The 17,153-nt window shown below is 73.8% G+C and carries 13 protein-coding genes; 9 read left to right on the forward strand and 4 right to left on the reverse strand.

What is annotated here, in order from left to right; translation table 11 throughout:
- Nucleotides 1-6: 6 nt before the first annotated feature.
- From HTZ77_RS42245 to HTZ77_RS48575, 8 genes are read left to right on the forward strand one after another with little or no spacing between them, the layout of a single operon-like run.
- The gene (locus HTZ77_RS42245; protein ID WP_328809090.1) at nt 7-1,383 is read left to right on the forward strand and encodes an extracellular solute-binding protein; all 1,377 of its coding nucleotides are present in this window, start codon (nt 7-9) and stop codon (nt 1,381-1,383) included.
- On the forward strand, nt 1,358-2,293 hold the full coding sequence (locus HTZ77_RS42250; protein WP_175595418.1) for a carbohydrate ABC transporter permease: 936 nt from the start codon (nt 1,358-1,360) through the stop codon (nt 2,291-2,293). The genes HTZ77_RS42245 and HTZ77_RS42250 overlap by 26 nt, the downstream gene beginning before the upstream one ends.
- A complete protein-coding gene (locus HTZ77_RS42255) occupies nt 2,290-3,108 on the forward strand; it encodes a carbohydrate ABC transporter permease (RefSeq protein ID WP_175595419.1) in 819 nt (272 codons plus the stop codon). Before HTZ77_RS42250 ends, HTZ77_RS42255 begins: the two co-directional genes overlap by 4 nt.
- On the forward strand, nt 3,108-4,190 hold the full coding sequence (locus HTZ77_RS42260) for an ABC transporter ATP-binding protein (protein ID WP_175595420.1): 1,083 nt from the start codon (nt 3,108-3,110) through the stop codon (nt 4,188-4,190). The genes HTZ77_RS42255 and HTZ77_RS42260 overlap by 1 nt, the downstream gene beginning before the upstream one ends.
- Complete coding sequence (locus tag HTZ77_RS42265; protein ID WP_175595421.1) at nt 4,187-5,374, forward strand: CehA/McbA family metallohydrolase; 1,188 nt, start codon at nt 4,187-4,189, stop codon at nt 5,372-5,374. The genes HTZ77_RS42260 and HTZ77_RS42265 overlap by 4 nt, the downstream gene beginning before the upstream one ends.
- Complete coding sequence (locus tag HTZ77_RS42270; RefSeq protein ID WP_175595422.1) at nt 5,371-6,261, forward strand: TIM barrel protein; 891 nt, start codon at nt 5,371-5,373, stop codon at nt 6,259-6,261. The genes HTZ77_RS42265 and HTZ77_RS42270 overlap by 4 nt, the downstream gene beginning before the upstream one ends.
- Nucleotides 6,258-7,352: a Gfo/Idh/MocA family protein gene (locus tag HTZ77_RS42275; protein ID WP_175595423.1), complete on the forward strand. Its 1,095-nt coding sequence runs from the start codon at nt 6,258-6,260 to the stop codon at nt 7,350-7,352. The genes HTZ77_RS42270 and HTZ77_RS42275 overlap by 4 nt, the downstream gene beginning before the upstream one ends.
- Nucleotides 7,349-10,132 carry a glycoside hydrolase family 38 N-terminal domain-containing protein gene (locus tag HTZ77_RS48575; RefSeq protein ID WP_175595424.1) on the forward strand — a complete coding sequence of 928 codons (2,784 nt, stop codon included), beginning with the start codon at nt 7,349-7,351 and terminating at the stop codon, nt 10,130-10,132. Before HTZ77_RS42275 ends, HTZ77_RS48575 begins: the two co-directional genes overlap by 4 nt.
- 19 nt (nt 10,133-10,151) lie before the next feature.
- Here the strand turns inward: HTZ77_RS48575 and HTZ77_RS48580 are convergent, their stop codons facing one another.
- A complete protein-coding gene (locus HTZ77_RS48580; protein ID WP_175595425.1) occupies nt 10,152-11,969 on the reverse strand; it encodes an nSTAND1 domain-containing NTPase in 1,818 nt (605 codons plus the stop codon).
- 32 nt (nt 11,970-12,001) lie between these two features.
- Nucleotides 12,002-12,943, reverse strand: coding sequence for an SIR2 family NAD-dependent protein deacylase (locus tag HTZ77_RS47115; protein ID WP_175595426.1), 942 nt, complete (start codon nt 12,941-12,943; stop codon nt 12,002-12,004).
- Between the two features lie 264 nt (nt 12,944-13,207).
- Here HTZ77_RS47115 and fxsT point away from each other — a divergent pair, with 264 nt between their 5' ends.
- Nucleotides 13,208-15,772, forward strand: a complete 2,565-nt coding sequence (fxsT, locus tag HTZ77_RS42295) for an FxSxx-COOH system tetratricopeptide repeat protein (protein ID WP_175595427.1) — start codon at nt 13,208-13,210, stop codon at nt 15,770-15,772.
- Between the two features lie 19 nt (nt 15,773-15,791).
- Here fxsT and HTZ77_RS42300 read toward each other — a convergent pair whose 3' ends face one another.
- Nucleotides 15,792-16,967: an aKG-HExxH-type peptide beta-hydroxylase gene (locus tag HTZ77_RS42300; RefSeq protein WP_175595428.1), complete on the reverse strand. Its 1,176-nt coding sequence runs from the start codon at nt 16,965-16,967 to the stop codon at nt 15,792-15,794.
- Nucleotides 16,964-17,101 carry a hypothetical protein gene (locus tag HTZ77_RS42305; RefSeq protein WP_175595429.1) on the reverse strand — a complete coding sequence of 46 codons (138 nt, stop codon included), beginning with the start codon at nt 17,099-17,101 and terminating at the stop codon, nt 16,964-16,966. The genes HTZ77_RS42300 and HTZ77_RS42305 overlap by 4 nt, the downstream gene beginning before the upstream one ends.
- Between the last annotated feature and the right edge of the window lie 52 nt (nt 17,102-17,153).

Consider the following 17,153-nt stretch of genomic DNA (forward strand, 5'->3'; position numbering starts at 1 on the left):
AGATCCGTGAGTGTCGTCGCGGTCCTGGCCGCGTCCGGGCTGACGCTCACCGCGTGCGGCGGGTCGTCCGGTGACGGAGGCGGCGGCGGGACGATCGAGCTGACGATCGCCCAGAACGCCATCGCGGGCGGCAAGAACGCGCGAGCGGCCGAGTTCGTGGCCGACTGGGTGATCCCCAAGTTCGAGGCCGCGCAGAAGGCCAAGGGCAAGGATGTCAAGGTCAAGTTCGTCCCCAGCGGTGTCGACGACGAGCAGTACAAGACCAAGCTCTCCCTCGACCTGAAGTCCGGCAAGGGCGCCGACGTGATCGACATCGACGGCATCTGGGCCGGCGAGTTCGCCGAGGCCGGCTACATCAAGCCGCTGTCCGAGCTGGCCGGCCCCGAGGCCGACTCCTGGGAGGGCTGGGCCCAGATCCCCGAGTCCGTCCAGGGCCTGGCCACCTACAACGGCAAGAAGTACGCGCTGCCCATCGGCACCGACGGCCGCGTGCTCTACTTCAGCAAGCCGCTCTTCCAGAAGGCGGGACTGCCCGCCGACTGGCAGCCGAAGAGCTGGCAGGAGATCCTCGACACCGGCGCCAAGCTCAAGGCGGCCGGCGTGCCCGTGCCGATCCAGATCAACGCCGGCACCGCGATGGGCGAGGCCACCACCATGCAGGGCGTGCTGCCGCTGCTGGCCGGAGCGGGCGCCGAGATCCAGAAGGACGGCAAGTGGGCCGGCGCCTCCCAGCCGGTCAAGGACGTCCTGGGCCTCTACCAGAAGATCTACGGCGGCAGCGGCCTCGGCGACCCGCGGCTCCAGCAGGAGGCCAAGGGCCGCGACAAGTCGTTCCAGCAGTTCGCCGAGGGCAAGATCGGCATCCTGCTGGAGGGCGACTACTTCTGGCGCGGCGTCGTCAACCCCAAGGACGGCGTGGCCAAGATGGCCGACCGTGACCAGAGCGTCGGCTACGCCATGATCCCCGCCATCGAGCCCGGCAAGGGCATCCGCGGCCAGGACTTCGTCAGCATGTCCGGCGGCGCCCTGCGCACGGTCAACCCCAACAGCAAGCACCCGAAGGAGGCCTTCGAGCTGCTGGCCTTCACGCTCTCGCCCGAGGCGCTGAAGGAGGAGACCAAGAACGGCAACGTGCGCATCACCCCGCGCACGGACGTCAACAAGGAGATCCTGGCCGGCGAGCCGCTGCTGACGTTCATCTCGGAGAAGGTGCTGCCGCTGACGGCCTACCGGCCGCCGGTCGCGGTCTACCCGCAGGTGTCGGTGGCGCTCCAGGAGGCGACCGCGGCCGTGGTCGGCGGCAAGACGCCGGACGAGGCGGCCACGGCCTACCAGCAGAAGCTCGAAGGACTCGTCGGTGGCGCAGGCAACATCGCCTCCTGACCTCACGCGGGAGACCGCGGACCCCACGGCCCGCCGCTACAGCGTCGACGCGGCGGGCCTGGGCCGGTGGCGCGCGGGAGCCTTCGCGGCCCCCGCGCTGCTCCTCATCGCGATCTTCCTGGTCTTCCCCGCGCTGTGGGTGCTCTACCTCGGCCTGACCGACTACCGGCTGACCGGAGCCGCCGCCGCCGACCCCAAGGTCGTCGGATTCGACAACTTCCTGTCGGCGCTGGGCGAGCCCACCTTCTGGAACTCCACCTGGCTGACCGTCCAGTTCGTGCTCGGATCGGCGGTCATCGGGCAGGTCGGGCTCGGGTTCACGATCGCCTGGCTGCTGCGCGACAGGCGCGGGCCGCTCAAGCGGATCGTCGAGGGCCTGGTCATCCTGGCCTGGATCCTGCCGAGCGCGGTCGTGTCGTTCCTGTGGGTCGCGCTGCTCGACGCCGACGGCGGCACGCTCAACGCGCTGCTCGGCACCGGCGACTACGCCTGGCTGCTCGAACACCCCATGCTGTCGATCATCGTGTTCAACACCTGGCGCGGCACCGCGTTCTCGATGATGCTGTACGGCGCCGCCCTCGGGAACGTGCCGCCCTCGCACCTGGAGAGCGCCCGCCTGGCCGGGGCCTCCGGCTGGCAGCAGCTCCGCGACGTGGTCTTCCCCCACATCAAGGGGCACATCCTCACCAACCTGCTGCTGATCAGCCTCTGGACGTTCAACGACTTCACCCCGTTCATGATCACCGCGGGCGGGCCCGACGGGAAGAGCGAGGTGCTGGCCGTCCACGTGTACAAGGTCGCCCTGCAGAGCGGCCAGCTCGGTTACGGCGCCGCGGTCTCCACGGTCATCCTGCTGATCAACCTGGTCGTGGCGGTGTTCTACCTGCGCCTGCTCAGGAGCAAGAAATGACCCGGTTCGTGCTGGGCCGGATCGGCTTCTCCACCCTGATCGCGGTCCTGCTGGCCTTCTTCACGATCCCGCTGCTGTGGCTCGCGTCGGCCCCGCTGACCAGCGACCCCAGCTACGAGGTCCGCATGCCGGACTTCACCTTCGACAACTTCCAGGCCATCCTGGAGCACCCGTACGCGCTGCCGTCGCTGTACAACTCGCTGCTGCTGTCGATCGGCACGGCGCTGCTCGTGGTGGCCCTGGCGGCGCTGGCCGCCTACGCGCTCAGCCGCGTGCGCCTGCCCGGCCGCGACGCGCTGCTCTACGCGCTGCTGCTGCTGTCGTCGATCATCACGGGCACGGCCGCGATGGTGCCGCTGTTCCAGCTCGCCGTCGAGCTCGGCCTCATCGACTCGCAGCTCGGGCTGATCCTCATCCTCAGCGGCGGCCTGCTGCCCGCGGCGATCTTCATGCTCAAGGACTTCATGGACTCCACGCCGAAGTCCTACGAGGAGTCGGCCCGGGTCTTCGGCGCCTCCCCGCTGCAGATCGTGGCGCACGTGGTCGTCCCCCTGGTACGGCCCGGCCTGGCGACGATCGCGGTGTGGGCCGTGGCCAACGTGTGGGGCAACTTCCTCATGCCGTACCTGCTGCTCAGCGACGTCGAGAAGCAGCCCGCCGCGGTGATCATGTACACCCTCTACACCGAGGGCGGCCAGGCCAACCTGCGGCTGCTGTCCACCTTCGGCCTGCTCTACTCGGTGCCCGTGGTGCTCATGTACCTGTTCGTCAGCAAGAAGTACGGCTTCCGGTTCCACGGAGGGATCAAGCGGTAATGGCGGCAATCGAACTGCGAAGGCTGACCAAGGTCTACCCGGGCGGCGTGAAGGCGCTCGACGCGCTCGACCTGGTCATCCCCGACGGCGAGTTCTTCGCGCTGCTCGGTCCCTCCGGCTGCGGCAAGACCACGCTGCTGCGCACCATCGCCGGGCTGGAGACCGCCACCGGCGGCGCGGTCGTCATCGGCGATCGCGACGTGACCTCCGTGCAGCCCGGCGGGCGCGACATCGCCATGGTCTTCCAGGACTACGCGCTGTTCCCGCACATGGACGTCACCGACAACGTCGCCTACCCGCTGCGCATCAAGAAGGTCGCCAAGGCCGAGCGCCACCGCAGGGCCGGCGAGGTCGCGGCCCGGCTCGGCCTGGAGCACCTGATGGACCGGCGGCCCGGCCAGCTCTCCGGCGGCCAGCAGCAGCGCGTCGCGCTGGCCCGCGTCATGGCGACGCAGGCGCAGGCGTTCCTCTTCGACGAGCCGCTGTCGAACCTCGACGCCCGGCTGCGCCTGGAGGCCCGCACGTTCCTCAAGAAGCTCCAGCGCGAGCTGGGCGTCACCACCGTCTTCGTCACCCACGACCAGGCCGAGGCGCTGGCCATGGCCGACCGGATGGCGGTCATGGAGGCGGGTGTGATCCGGCAGATCGGCACCCCGGCCGAGGTGTTCCAGCGGCCGGCCAACACGTTCGTCGCCGGATTCATCGGCTCCACCCCCATGAACCTGCTCGACGCCGTCGTGCGCGGTGACACGCTGGAGGTGGCCGGCAGCGCGGTCCCGGTCCCCGACTCGGCGGCCGGACTGCTCGCCGACGGGGAGAAGGTCGTCTACGGCGTGCGCCCCGAGTACAACGCCTACGCGCCCAAGCCGGCCGAGGGCTCGTCGGAGGGCGCGCTGGCCGGGAAGGTGGTGATCGTGGAGAACCTCGGCGCGTCCCACCTGGTGACGCTCGACGTCAACGACGTCACCGTGCAGGCCGTCGTGCCCGAGGGCAGCGAGCCGGCCGTCGGCGACGACGGCTTCGCCGCGCCGCGCCGCGACCGGGCGCTGGTCTACCGCGACGGGGAGCTGGTGACCCGATGACGGTGTTCCAGGGCCGCTGGACCCTCGACGACCGGTTGGAGAGCATCCTGCGGGAGGTGCCGTTCGAGGTGCCCTCCGAGACGGCGGCGGTGACCGTGCGGCTGTCCTACGACCGGTCCCAGGGCGTGCTCGACCTCGGCTGCGGCAGCCCGGCCGGGTTCCGCGGCTGGTCGGGCGGCGCCCGCGACACGTACACGATCACCGAGGGCTGGGCGACGCCCGGCTACCTGCCCGGCCCGGTCGAGCCGGGCACGTGGCACGTGTGGCTGCGGCTGCACCGCGTCCCGCCCCAGGGCATCGACTACACGCTGGAGATCACCACGGCCGACGCGGCGCCGTCGGCCCCGCTCGCCGAGGAGCCGCCCGCCGCCGAGCGCCCGCCGCGCCGCGACATCCCCGCCGTGGACGGCCTGCGCTGGTACGCCGGCGACTTCCACAGCCACACCGTCCACAGCGACGGCGCCCTGACGATCGGCGAGCTGGCCGCGCTCGCCCGCGGCCGCGGCCTCGACTTCCTCACCGTGACCGACCACAACACGGTCAGCCACCACCCCGAGCTGGCCGCCCGCGACCGGGGCATCACGCTGCTGCCCGGCCAGGAGGTCACCACCGACCGCGGCCACGCCAACGTCTTCGGCGACGTCGGCTGGGTCGACTTCCGCGAGCCCGCCGACTCCTGGGCCGAGCACGCCGAGCGCGAGGGCGGCCTGATGTCGATCAACCATCCGCTCGGCGGCGACTGCGCCTGGCTCCTGCCGATCACCCGCCGGCCGCGGATCGCCGAGGTCTGGAGCTCCGGCTGGTGGGACCGCCGCTGGGGCGCGCCGCTGGCCTGGGCGGACGCCTGGCGCGACGACGTGGTCGCGATCGGCGGCAGCGACTTCCACCGGCCCGGCAACGACGGCCTGCCGGGCGCGCCGACGACGTGGGTGCTGGCCGAGGACACGAGCACGGTGCTGGAGGGCGTGCGCGCCGGGCGCACCGCCGTGTCCACGGGCCCCGACGGGCCGCTGCTGCTCCGGCTCGGCGACGAGCTGCTCGCCCTGGACGCCGACGGCCTCGTCCTGGTCCGCCCGGACGGCGCCCGGCTGGTCGTCCGCGGCGCCCGCGCGCTCCTGCCCGCCGCCGGGGGGCGGCACCGGCTGGAAACCTACGAGAACGAGGTGATGGCACTGTGCGAGTGAAGGTTGCTAATGCGCCGGTCAGCTTCGGCGTGTTCGAGCTGGCCACCGAGGCGCCGCCGTTGAGTGCCGACGAGATGGTCCGCGCGCTGGCCGACGCCGGTTACGAGGGCATCGACTCCGGGCCGATCGGTTACCTCGGCACCGGGTCCGGGCTGAGCGATCGGCTGGCCGGCAACGGATTGCTGCTCGCGGGCGGTTGGGTGGACCTGAGGTACGGCGACGCGGCGGCGTACGAGGCGGGACTGCCCGCGCTGGAGGCCGCGCTCGACGTCTTCGCCGCCGCGCCCTACGCGCCCGAGGGATTCGCGCCGCGCCCCACACTGGCGTGCTCGGGATCGCCCGAGCGGTTCGCGCGCCCGGGTGGGAGCGTTCCAGGGATGGCGGCGTCCGAGTGGGCGGGATACGCCGCCCGCGTGCAGGAGGCGGCCGACCGGTGCCGCGAGCGCGGGCTGGAGCCCGCGTTCCACCACCACCTCGGCACCTACGTCGAGACCCCCGAGGACGTGGAGCGGCTGCTGGAGCTGACCGACGTGCAGCTCTGCCTCGACACCGGCCACCTGCTGCTGGCGGGGGGAGACCCGGTGACGGCGCTGCGCGACTGGGCGAGCCGGGTCGGGCACGTGCACATCAAGGACGGCGACACCAAGATCCAGGCCCGGGCCCTGGCCGACGGCGCCGACCTGCGCGAGCTCATGGGACGCGGCGGGTTCGCCCCGCTCGGCGAGGGCGAGCTGGACCTGCCCGCCGTCGTGCGCACCCTCGACGAGATCGACTACACGGGGTGGATCGTCATCGAGCAGGACACCCTGCCGGGACGCCGCACCGTCGCCCAGAACATCGCGGACCAGGCGGCCAACCGCCAGAAGCTGAAGGACTTGGGGATTTGAGAATTGCGCTGGTCGGGTGCGGGGCCGTCACGCAGGCGGTGTACGCGCCGCTGCTGTCGAGGCGCCGCGACCTGTTCGAGGTGACCGCCGTGTGCGACCTGTCGCCCGCGCTGGCCGCCGCCGTCGGCGACCGCCTGGGCGTCACCGCCCGCCACACCTCGCTGGACGACATGCTCGCCGCGGGCGGGTTCGAGGCCGTGGTCATGCTCGCCTCGGGATCCCACGGCGAGCCGGTGCGGCGGGCCCTGGAGGCGGGCCACGCCGTGCTGTGCGAGAAGCCGCTGGCGCTGACCCGGGCCGAGGTCGCCGCGCTGCCCGAGGGACGCCTCATGGTCGGCTACATGAAGCAGTACGACCCGGCCGTGCGCCGGGCCGAGCGACTGCTGGCCGAGCTGGGCGGCCCCGAGGCCGTCCGGTCGGTCGAGGTGACCGTGCTGCACCCGAGCGCCGGATCGCAGCTCGCCTTCGCGAGCCTGACCCGGGCCGCCGACGTCGACCCCGGGCTGCTCGGCTCGCTGCGCGCGGCCGAGGACGAGCTCGTCTCCCGTGCCCTCGGCGCGGACGCCCCCGAGGCCGTCCGCGCGCTGTACGGCGTGGCCCTCGGCTCCATCTGCCACGACCTGTCGCTGCTGCGCCGCTTCACCGGCTCCCCGGCCGAGATCTCCCACGTCGAGACCTGGGGACCGGCCCCGGGATCCGTCGAGATCGCCGGCACGCTCCCGGCCGCCGGGCGGTTCTCCATCCGCTGGCACTACCTGGAGGACTACCCCGCCTACCGGGAGACCGTGGCGATCCACCACGACGCCGGCACCCTGGAGCTGGCCTTCCCCGCCCCGTACCTGGTCAACGCGCCCACCGTGCTCACCGTCGTCACGCCGGGCGCAGACCCCGGCGGCGAGGGACGCACCGAGTGGCGCGAGGTGACCGAGGCGTTCGAGACGCAGCTCGCCGCCTTCCACGCCTACGTCACCGAGGGGGAGCCGCCGCTGACCGGCGCGGCCGGCGCCCTGGAGGACATCGTCACGGCCCAGCGGATCGCCGCCCGCTACGCCGTGCAGCACGGCCTGCCGATCGGAGGGGAAGCAGCGTGACGAGCCCGCACGAGATCGTCGTGGTCCCGCACACCCACTGGGACCGCGAGTGGTACGAGCCGTTCCAGCGCTTCCGGCTGCGGCTGGTGGCGCTGCTGGACGAGGTGCTCGACACGATGGAGCGCGAGCCGGGCTACCACTTCACCCTCGACGGGCAGCTCGCCTGCGTCGACGACTACCTGGAGGTCCGGCCCGAGCAGCGCGACCGCATCGCGGCGCTGGTCGAGTCGGGACGGCTCGCGGTCGGCCCGTGGCAGATCCTGCTCGACGAGTTCCTGTGCTCCGGCGAGAACATCATCCGCAACCTGGAGCTCGGCATGGACCGGGCCGACAAGCTCGGCGGGGCGATGCCGGTGGGCTACCTGCCGGACATGTTCGGCCACACGGCCCAGATGCCGCAGATCCTGCGCAAGGCCGGCCTCCTGCACGCCTGCGTCTACCGCGGGGTGCCGTCGTCCGTGGTGACCGACGCCTTCGCGTGGGTGGCGCCGGACGGCACCGCGGTCCGCGCCCAGTACCTGCCCATCGGCGGCTACGGCAACGGCGCCCACCTGTTCGAGGACCCGGCGCAGACGAAGGAGCGGGCCGCCGTCTTCACCCGCCGCATGCGCGAGTGGCACGGGCCCGAGGGCGCGCTGCTCGCGATGTACGGCACCGACCACTCGGCGCCGGTGCGCGGCCTGCCCGCCATGGTGGCCGCGATCGGGGCCCGCATGGACACCCTGTCCGGCTACATCACCGCGTACGGGGACGGCGGGTCCGTCGAGGGCCTGCCCCGCGTGCGGGGCGAGCTGCGCTCCCACGCCCGCGCCAACATCCTGCCCGGCGTCATCTCGGTCCGCGCCCACGTCAAGCAGGCCATGAGCCGCGCCGAGCGCATGGTCGAGCGCTACGCCGAGCCGCTGGCCACGCTCTGGGGCGAGGAGTGGCCCGGCCGCTTCCTCGACATGGCCTGGTGGCGGCTCGTCGACGCCAGCGGCCACGACTCCGTCACCGGCTGCGGCGTGGACGAGACCGCCCAGCAGGTCGCCGCGCGCATCGCCGAGGCCGAGCACCTGGGGCACGCCGTCCGCGACATGGTGACCGCCCGGCTGGCCGCCGCGGTCCCCGCCGGAGGGGTGCTCGTCGTCAACCCCACGCCCGTCACCCGGCGCGGCGTCGTCCGCCTGGACGTGGCCGGGCACGACCCGCTGGTGGACGCCACCGGCGCGCCGGTCCCGGTCCAGCCGCTGGAGTACGCGCCCACGCTGCTGCTCGACGAGGAGATGGACCCGGCCACGGCGCTGACCTTCGTCCACGGGACCGAGCTGTACGGGCAGCACATCAGCGGCTGGTCGGTCGAGGACGGGGTGCTGACCTTCGAGGTGGCCAGGGAGCCGAGCGCCGCCTTCGACGTGGCCGAGGTGCGGGGCGCGGTCGAGGGAGTGACGCGGGTCCGCATCGTCGCCGAGCCCCGGCGCACCGTCGCCGCCCTGGTGGAGGTGCCGCCGCTCGGCCACACGAGCCTGCGCCCGGCGTCGCGCGCCGCCGAGCACGCCCCCGCCGCCGGACCCGTGGCGGGACCGTTCGCCATGCGGGCCGCGGCCAACGGCTCCGCCCTCGTGGGGTCGTCCGAAGGGGTGCGCGCCGACGGGCGGGTGCTGGACAACGGCCTGCTCCGCGTCGAGGTGGCCCAGGACGGGACCCTCACCCTGACCTCCGCCTCCGGCGTCACGCTCACGGGCGCGGCCCGCGTCGTGGACGGCGGCGACGTCGGCGACAGCTACAACCACGCGCCTCCGGCCCGCGACCACGTCGTCTCCGCCCCCGAGTCGGTCGAGGTCGCCCCGGTCTGCTCCGGTCCGCTCGTCGCCGCCCTGGACGTGCGCCGCGCGTACCGGTGGCCGGCCGCCGGCGCGGGCATCGAGGGCACGCCCGCCCTCCCCGCGCCCGCCCGGACCGAGGCCACCGAGGAGATCGTCGTGGACACCCGCGTCGAGCTGCGGGTCGGCGAGCCGTTCGTGCGGCTGCGGGTGGAGTTCGACAACCGCTGCGCCGACCACCGGGTCCGGCTGCACGTGCCGCTCCCGGAATCGGCGTCCGTCTCGCACGCCGAGGGGCAGTTCGCGGTCGTCACCCGCGGCCTGACCGCCGAGGGCGGCTGCGGCGAGGAGCCGCTGCCCACCTTCCCGGCCTCCTCGTGGGTGGCCGCCGGGGGAGTGGCGGCGCTGCTGGAGCACGTCACGGAGTACGAGCTGGTCGACGGGAGCGCCTGGGGCGGAACCGTGGACGGCGAGGGGACGGAGCTGGCGCTGACCCTCCTGCGCTCCATCGGCTACCTGTCGCGCAACCGCCACGCCCTGCGCCCCGAGCCGGCCGGTCCGCAGCTCCCGACCCCGGCCGCCCAGTCGCGCGGGCCGCGCTCGCTCACGCTGGCGCTCATGCCGTACGAGGACGGATGGGCGGCGGTGCCGCCGGCGGCGGAGGTCTTCCGGCACGACCTGCTGCCGGTGCCCGGCACAGGTGACCCGTCGCTTCCCCTGCCTCCGGCGGCCGAGGGCCTGTCGGTCACGGGCGACGGCGTGGTGATGAGCTCCCTCCGGGTCCGCGACGACTGGAAGGAGCTGCGGGTCGTGGCGCTCTCGCCGGAGCCGGTGGAGGCGGAGGTGCGGGGCTCGTTCACCCGTGCCCGGCACGCCGACCTGCGCGGCCGTCCCGGCGAGCCGATCGCGGTCACGGACGGCGCCCTCCGCCTGCCCCTGGGCCCCTGGGAGATCGCCACGATCCAGCTCGCCGACTGAGCGAAGCAGTCGAGGACGGTCAGGCGCCGAGGCGCCGCCGGGCCTCGGCGAGGGCGGCGCGCGCGTCGTCCTCGTCCGCCCGTGGCAGCCCGAGCGCCAGGGCCCGCCGCAGGTCGGCGACGGCCCCCTCGTGGTCGCGCAGCGCGATCCGGACCCGCCCGCGCCCGTGCAGGGCGCGGGCGGCGTCGCGGTCGAGGTCCAGCGCGTCGTTGTAGACGGCCTCGGCGTTCGCCGGCGAGCCGGCCCGCCACAGCGCGTACGCGAGAGTGGTGCGGGCCGGGACGTCGCCCGGCAGCCGCGACACCGCCTGGCGTCCCAGCTCGACGGCCTCGTCGGCGTTGCCCATCGACAGGCACACCTCCGCGAGCGCCGTGAGGACCCGGACCGTGGCCAGGGTGTCCTGCTGGCTCTCGAACTCCGAACGGGCCGCGGTCAGGGTCTCGCGCGCCGACTCCAGGTCGCCCTCGACCCGGGCCACCTCCCCCTGGAAGGCCAGCAGGTTCGCGAACTGCCACTCGTCGCCCTGCTCCAGCGACCGCCTGGCCGCGGCCTCGGCGAAGCGGCGGGCCGAGACGAAGTTCCCCTCGCCGAGCGCGGCCTCGGCCGCGGTGCGGAAGTCGGCGGAGGAGCGGGCCGGTGACGCCTCCTGACCGGATGGCGGCACGCCGTCGCCCGGACCGCCTGACGCGCGCACGGCCTCCACCAGCCGCTCCTGGGCGAGCTGGTACCACAGGCTGCCGGCGCGCTGCTCCTCGGTGAGGACGTGCCGGGCCACCAGCGCGTCCACGACCGCGTTGGGCAGCTCGGCGGTCTGCGAGAGCCCCCGGTAGGCGGTGCCGCGGGTGCCGCGCTCGGTGACGAACGTGGCCCGGATCCACGCCCGGAGGGCGCCCTCCGGCCAGTTCGTCTCCACGCTCACGTCCCGTACCGCCCGGTCGAAGTAGGCGGCCAGCACGCCCGAGAGGTCGCCGAGCCGGGCCAGGCTCTCCGCGGTGACCGTCTCCTCGCCGGGGGCCAGGCCCGCCCACAGGGCCGAGCACGCGAGCTGCAGCTCGAACGGCGCCACCCGGTCGCCGACCAGCTCCACCGACTCGCCGAGCCGGTCGGTGTAGACGGTCGTGCGCAGCCGCTCGACCAGCCGCTCGGCCACGCCCGGGGCGTAGCGGCGGCCGGCGCGCCCGGCCGGGCCCGTCATGGCGGACCGCGCGGCGTCCGGGGTCAGGCCCTCCAGCCGCAGGTACGTGAACGGCTGCGGCGACAGCACGCCCTCGTAGCCGCTCAGCGCGGCGAGCTGGTCGTCGCGGACCACGAGCAGCAGGTTCAGCGGCAGTTCGCGCAGCGCCCGCGCCAGCTCGCCGACCAGCCGCTCCCGCTCGGCCAGCCGCTCGGGGAACACGGTGAACAGCTCCTCGAAGTGGTCGATCGCCCCGAGGATCCGGTACGGCCGCCGGTGGTCGGCGACGTCGCCGAGCACCGCGGTGAGCGGCCGCCCGGGGTCGGGACTCCGCCCGGCCGGGGTCCAGCTGCTGAGCAGCGTGAACCGGTGTCCTCCCGGCCCGGACGCGCGGGCCAGCGGCCAGGTCGCCTGGTGGACCAGGCGGCCCACGGGCAGCACCGCGGTGTGCCGCGGCGCGCCGCCGCCGGCCGGGGCGTCCGGCGCCTCGCCGGAGAGCAGCGGCAGGACGCCCGCGTGCAGCAGCGACGTCTTCCCCACGGCTGCGGCGCCGTGGAGCACCACGACCCGCTCCGACAGCCAGGCGTCCCGGACCAGGCGCGCCTCCCGCGACCGGCCGAAGAACAGGGGCGCCTCGGCGCGGCGGAAGGGCCGCGGGCCCACGTACGGCTCCTGGACCGGGAGCGGGCCGCCGTTCACGGCCCGTCCCGCAGCCCGGCGGCGAGCTTGTCGTTGAACGAGCGCGGGGTCTCCCACAGCACGCGGATGCGCCGGCTCTCGAAGTGGCGTTCGAGGTAGCGGCGCTCCTCGACCGGGTGGTCGTCCGGGTTGAGCTGGATGCTGACGTGCTCGCGCAACTGCGTGCCGCCGAGGCCGTGCAGCAGCGTCCTGAACAGCACGTGGAACGTCCAGTCGCGCAGGCCGTACCCGACGAACAGCAGCGCCTTGGTGCGCAGCGCGGCGCGGACGGAGGACGGCAGCAGGGTCATCGGCCGCCCGCCCGGCGACAGCGCGGGCGACACTCCGGTGTGCCGGCCGTCCTGGGTGAGCCGCACCAGGAAGTCGAGGTAGTCGTCCTCCAGCAGGACGATCGAGCGCGGCTCCTCGTGGTGACCGTGCAGGTGGAAGACCAGCGGACGGTCGGGGGACGGGACGTAGTCGGGTTCACGGAAGGGACTCCCGGTCCAGTCGTCGGCGGAGGCGGCGTACCAGGGGCACAGATCCCAGGCCGGACGTTTGCGCGCCCGCTGCAGCGCCAGGAACATGAAGTCGTCGTAGTTCGTGGTCACGTACAGCGGTAGAGGGTAACGCGCCAGCACGGCGTGCACCTGGTATTGGTCGGTTCCGTCGGGCGGCGCGGCCCCGGCGAACTCCTCCTCGACGAACACGCGCTTGGTGCGGGTGGCGTCCCGGTACGTCATCGTCGCCGCGTACTGCATCACGCGCGCCAGGTCACCCGAGTCGGGGAACGGGTAGCCGATCTTGGACGCCCACTTGCGGGCCAGCTCGCCGCCGAGCGGGAGGCGTTCGGCGCTCGCCCCCGCCCCGAGGAAGGGGACGCAGTCTCCGTGGACGAGGTCCCCGACGAGCAGCTTCCAGGCGTCCTCGTTGTCGCGATCGGCGCCCCCAGAGTGCACATGCCACCGCCTTTCGATATGGGCGGCCTGGGGTGCTCAACCCTTCTGAGGGTCCATGAAAGGGGAGTTTCCGTCAATAGGCATAACGGTCCCCTTCGGTGAAGAGAAAATGCCGGATATATACCGGTCTGACATTCGCTTTCGCCCGAGAATAACGGCCCGCTTTATGCGAGACCCGGCGGGACGTCCGTCATACGATGGACCCGCGCTGAATGCGGCGACCGCGCCGCACCACGCGCACGACGACGAACGGCGGTGACCGTGATGGAGGACGTGGCACGGCCGGAGCGGCGCGTCACGCTCTGGGGCCGCGAGATCCCCTTCCGCAACCGCTACTTCACCGGGCGCGAGCGGGAGCTGGCCGAGCTGCGCGCCCGCCTGGCCGAGAGCTCCACCGCCCTGGTCGGGCAGCCGCCGCAGCCGGTCTACGGCATGGGCGGCATCGGCAAGACGGAGATCGCCGCCGAGTACGCCCACCGGCACAGCGCCGAGTACGACCTCGTCTGGTGGATCCGGGCCGAGCAGGAGGAGACCATCATCAACGCGCTCGTCGCGCTGGGCAGGAAGACGGCCCTGCCCGGGTTCCGCGCCGACGACCGCGACTACTCCGCCCGGCTGGTGCTCGGAGCCCTGGCCGGCCGCGAGCCCTACCGGCACTGGCTGCTGATCTACGACAACGCCGAGAGCGCCGCGGCCGTCCAGAACTACCTGCCCGCGGGCGGCGGGCACGTCATCATCACCTCACGCGACCGCCACTGGCGGCGGGCCATGAACCTCGACGGCATCGAGGTGACCGAGTTCGACCCGGAGGAGACCATCGCCTTCCTCCGCCGCCGGGTCGACGCCCTGGCCGGCCCGGACTCGTCCCCGGCGGCCGAGTCCACGCTCGACGCCGCCGCCGAGCTGGCCCGCGAGCTCGGCAACCTGCCGCTGGCCGCCGAGCACGCCGCCGCCTACCTCAACGAGACCGGCACCGGCGTCGCCGAGTACCTCGACCTGTTCCGGCGCAACGCCCACACACTGCTGGCCAGCGCGGTCGACATCAAGTACCCGCAGTCGGTCGCCACCACCTGGAGCGTGTCGCGCTCGCGCATCTCCGACGAGGCCGACGCGCTGTTCAAGCTGCTGGCCGGCCTGTCGGCCGAGCCCATCTCCGAGGAACTGCTCGTGCAGCCCGCCGTCACCCACGGCCTGCCCGAGCCGCTCGACAGGGTGCTCTCCTCGGTGACCACGTTCCGGCGCGCCGCCCGCGAGCTCGGCCGCTACTCCCTGCTCAAGCTCGACGGCGTGCGCAACGTGGTGCAGCTCCACCGGGTCGTGCAGGCGGTCACCAAGGACCGCATGGCGCGCGAGGACCCCGAGGCGGCGCGGCGCTTCCGGGAGGCCGCCCACCTGCTGCTGGCCGCCTCCGACCCCGGCTCCACCGAGCGCGAGGGCAACGACCAGATCTACCAGCGCTCCCTCCAGCACCTGGTGCCCTCGGGCGCGGTCGAGTCGGCCGACCCGAGGGTGCGCCGGCTCGTCATCAACCAGGTGGAGCAGCTCTACCGGCGCGGCGGCCACCAGGAGAGCCTGCGGCTCGGCGAGCCGGCACTGGAGCTGTGGCGCGGCCGGTTCGGCGTCGACGACAAGCAGACCCTGGCCCTGGCCGTGCAGGTGAGCAACGCGCTGCGGTTCTCGGGGCGCTGGGAGGAGTCCCTGCGGCTGCAGATCGACACCCTGGAACGCCTGCGCGCCCGCTTCGGCGAGGAGGACCCCGTCTACCTCGGCTGCGCCCGGGTGCACGGCGTGGGGCTGCGCCTGCTCGGCCGGTACGCCGACGCGCTGCGCAACGACCTGGAGCTGCTGCCGATCTTCGAGCGGGAGTTCCGCGCCGACCACCCGCACACGATCCGCATCCGCAGCAACGTCGCGGTGAGCCTGCGCTGCCTCGGCCGCTTCGAGGAGGCGCTGCGCCACGACGAGGAGAGCCTCGCCGAGCGGCTGCGCATCTTCGGCCCCGTCGAGCACCCGACGCTCAGCTCGGAGTTCGGCCTGTCGCGCGACCTGCGCGGGCTGGGCCGCTACGAGGACTCCCTCGACCTCATCCGAAAGATCAACAACGTGCTCGACCGCAGGGACAGCCCGTGGAACCAGTTCCGGCTGCTGGTCGCCATCGACTTCGGCGTAGCGCTGCGCAGGGCCGGCTTCTACGAGGACGCCTTCGCGCAGGGCCGCAAGGCGCTGGGCCTGCACCAGTCGATCCTGGGCGTGGAGCACCGGCAGACCCTCCAGTCGGCCACCAACCTCATCAACGACCACCGCCTGCACGAGGACCTCGCCGGAGCCCAGCGGCTGGGCGAGGAGACCGTGCTCGGGCTGGAGAAGGTGGCCGGCGTCGACCACCCCAACACGCTCGCGGCCTGCGCCAACCTGGCCATCGTGCTGCGGGTGCGCAACAACCCGGGCGGCGCGCGGCGGCTCGACGAGCGGGCCGTGGAGGGCCTGCGGGCGGTCGTCGGCGACACGCACATCAACACCCTGATCGCGACGCACAACCTGGCCAGCGACCTCGCGGCGCTGGGCGAGGTGCGCGAGGCGCGGCGGCTGGGCGAGGCGGTGCTGGAGCAGAGCCTCGCCCTGCACGGGCCGGGCCACCCCAACACGCTCGCGGCCATGGCCAACCTGTCGCTCGACCGCAACGCCGACGGCGACCCGGAAGCGGCGCGCCGGCTGCGGGAGGAGATGCTCGACGGCTACCGGTGCTCGCCGCTGCCCGACCACCCCGACGCGCGCCTTGCGGCCCAGTACGGCCGGGTCAACCTGGGCATCGAGCCGATGAACGACTGACGCCCCACGGCGGGTGCGCTCAGAGGGTGTAGCCGGGGTTGGCGCGCAGCCAGCGGGCGCGGTGCTCGGCGCCGCGCCGCCCGGCCAGCTCCTCCGCCGACGCCGACAGCCGCTCGCGCAGCCACGGTTCGAGCCGGGCGCGCAGGCCCGCCACCAGGGTCTCGCCCGCGGCCGTCAGGGAGCCCGACTCCGCCGCCCGGCGCAGCGCCTCGGCGGTGATCGCGCGCCGGTGGGCGTACTCCGTCTCGGCGCGCTCGCGCAGCTCCGGCGGCCCGCAGGCGTGCTCGGTGCGCCAGAAGGCGGTGATCGCCATGCTGGCGTAGCAGCCCTGCAGCAGCGCGCCGAGCGGGCGCGGGTCCGAGCGCCACGGGGCGTACCAGCGCCGCGGGTCGTTCGCGTCGGTGAGCGGCACCACGTCCTCGACCGCGCCCAGCACGAGGTGGCGGATCTCGTGCACGAGGCTCTCGGCCAGCGTCACCGCGTCGGGCGGCGGGGAGAGCGCGATCGCCCCGTACGCCCATCCCGACGTGGCGCTGGCGGGCTTGCCTCCCGGCCGGGACGCGAGCGGCACCAGCGTGGTGAAACCGGCGGCGATCGCCTCGGCGACGAGGCGGTGCCGCCCGGTCAGCATCCGCCAGGCGACGCGCATCGCCGGCCGCCACGGCCCGGGCTCCGCCGCGCCGCGCGGGCCGTAGCCGGACAGGTACGGGTCGCCGGCCTCCAGCCTGACGGCCAGGGCCAGCCCGTCCGCCTCGGCCCGCAGCCAGGGCAGGCCCCGCCACCCGTTCCCCACGTACGTGCCGAGGCCGGGGACGTACGTGCCGGGCGTCAGCTCCGGCCGCCGCCCCGCGCGGATCGCCGCCCCGGCCGTGAAGGCGGCGAGATACGCCAGGTCGGGCGGCTGCCGACGGCGCAGCAGCCGCAGCGACTCGACCGCCCAGCACCCCACCTGCGGCAGCACCAGCAGCTCCGCCATGACCTCGGGGGCCGTCTCCTGCAGCTCGGTCAGCGTCCGGAAGGGCGCGGACGCGCCGTCGCCGTCCCCGCGCCCGGCCACGCCGCGGCGGACCGCCTCGATCAGCACCTGGTTGCGCGTGAGCTGGACGGCGCGCAGGATCCGCATGTCCCGCGGGGTGGGGTCGCCCGCGGCCAGGTCCCGTACGAGGTGCTCGACGTCCGCCGGGGCGAGGCTCAACGCGCGCGCCGGGCGGCGCCGTGGTTGGCGTCCTCCTGCCAGAGCCGGTCCCACGGGCCCGCCTGCCCGACCACCCTCCCCACCACGGCGTCGAGGGTCGGCTCGTCCAGCCCGGTCAGTTGGCGCAGGGTCATACCGGTCAGCTCGGAAAGTCCGCTGCCAACCACGTGAGCCGGTTCCGCCATA

Origin of the sequence: Nonomuraea montanisoli, assembly GCF_013363975.1 — a bacterium.
Classification (GTDB): Bacteria; Actinomycetota; Actinomycetes; order Streptosporangiales; family Streptosporangiaceae; genus Nonomuraea; species Nonomuraea montanisoli.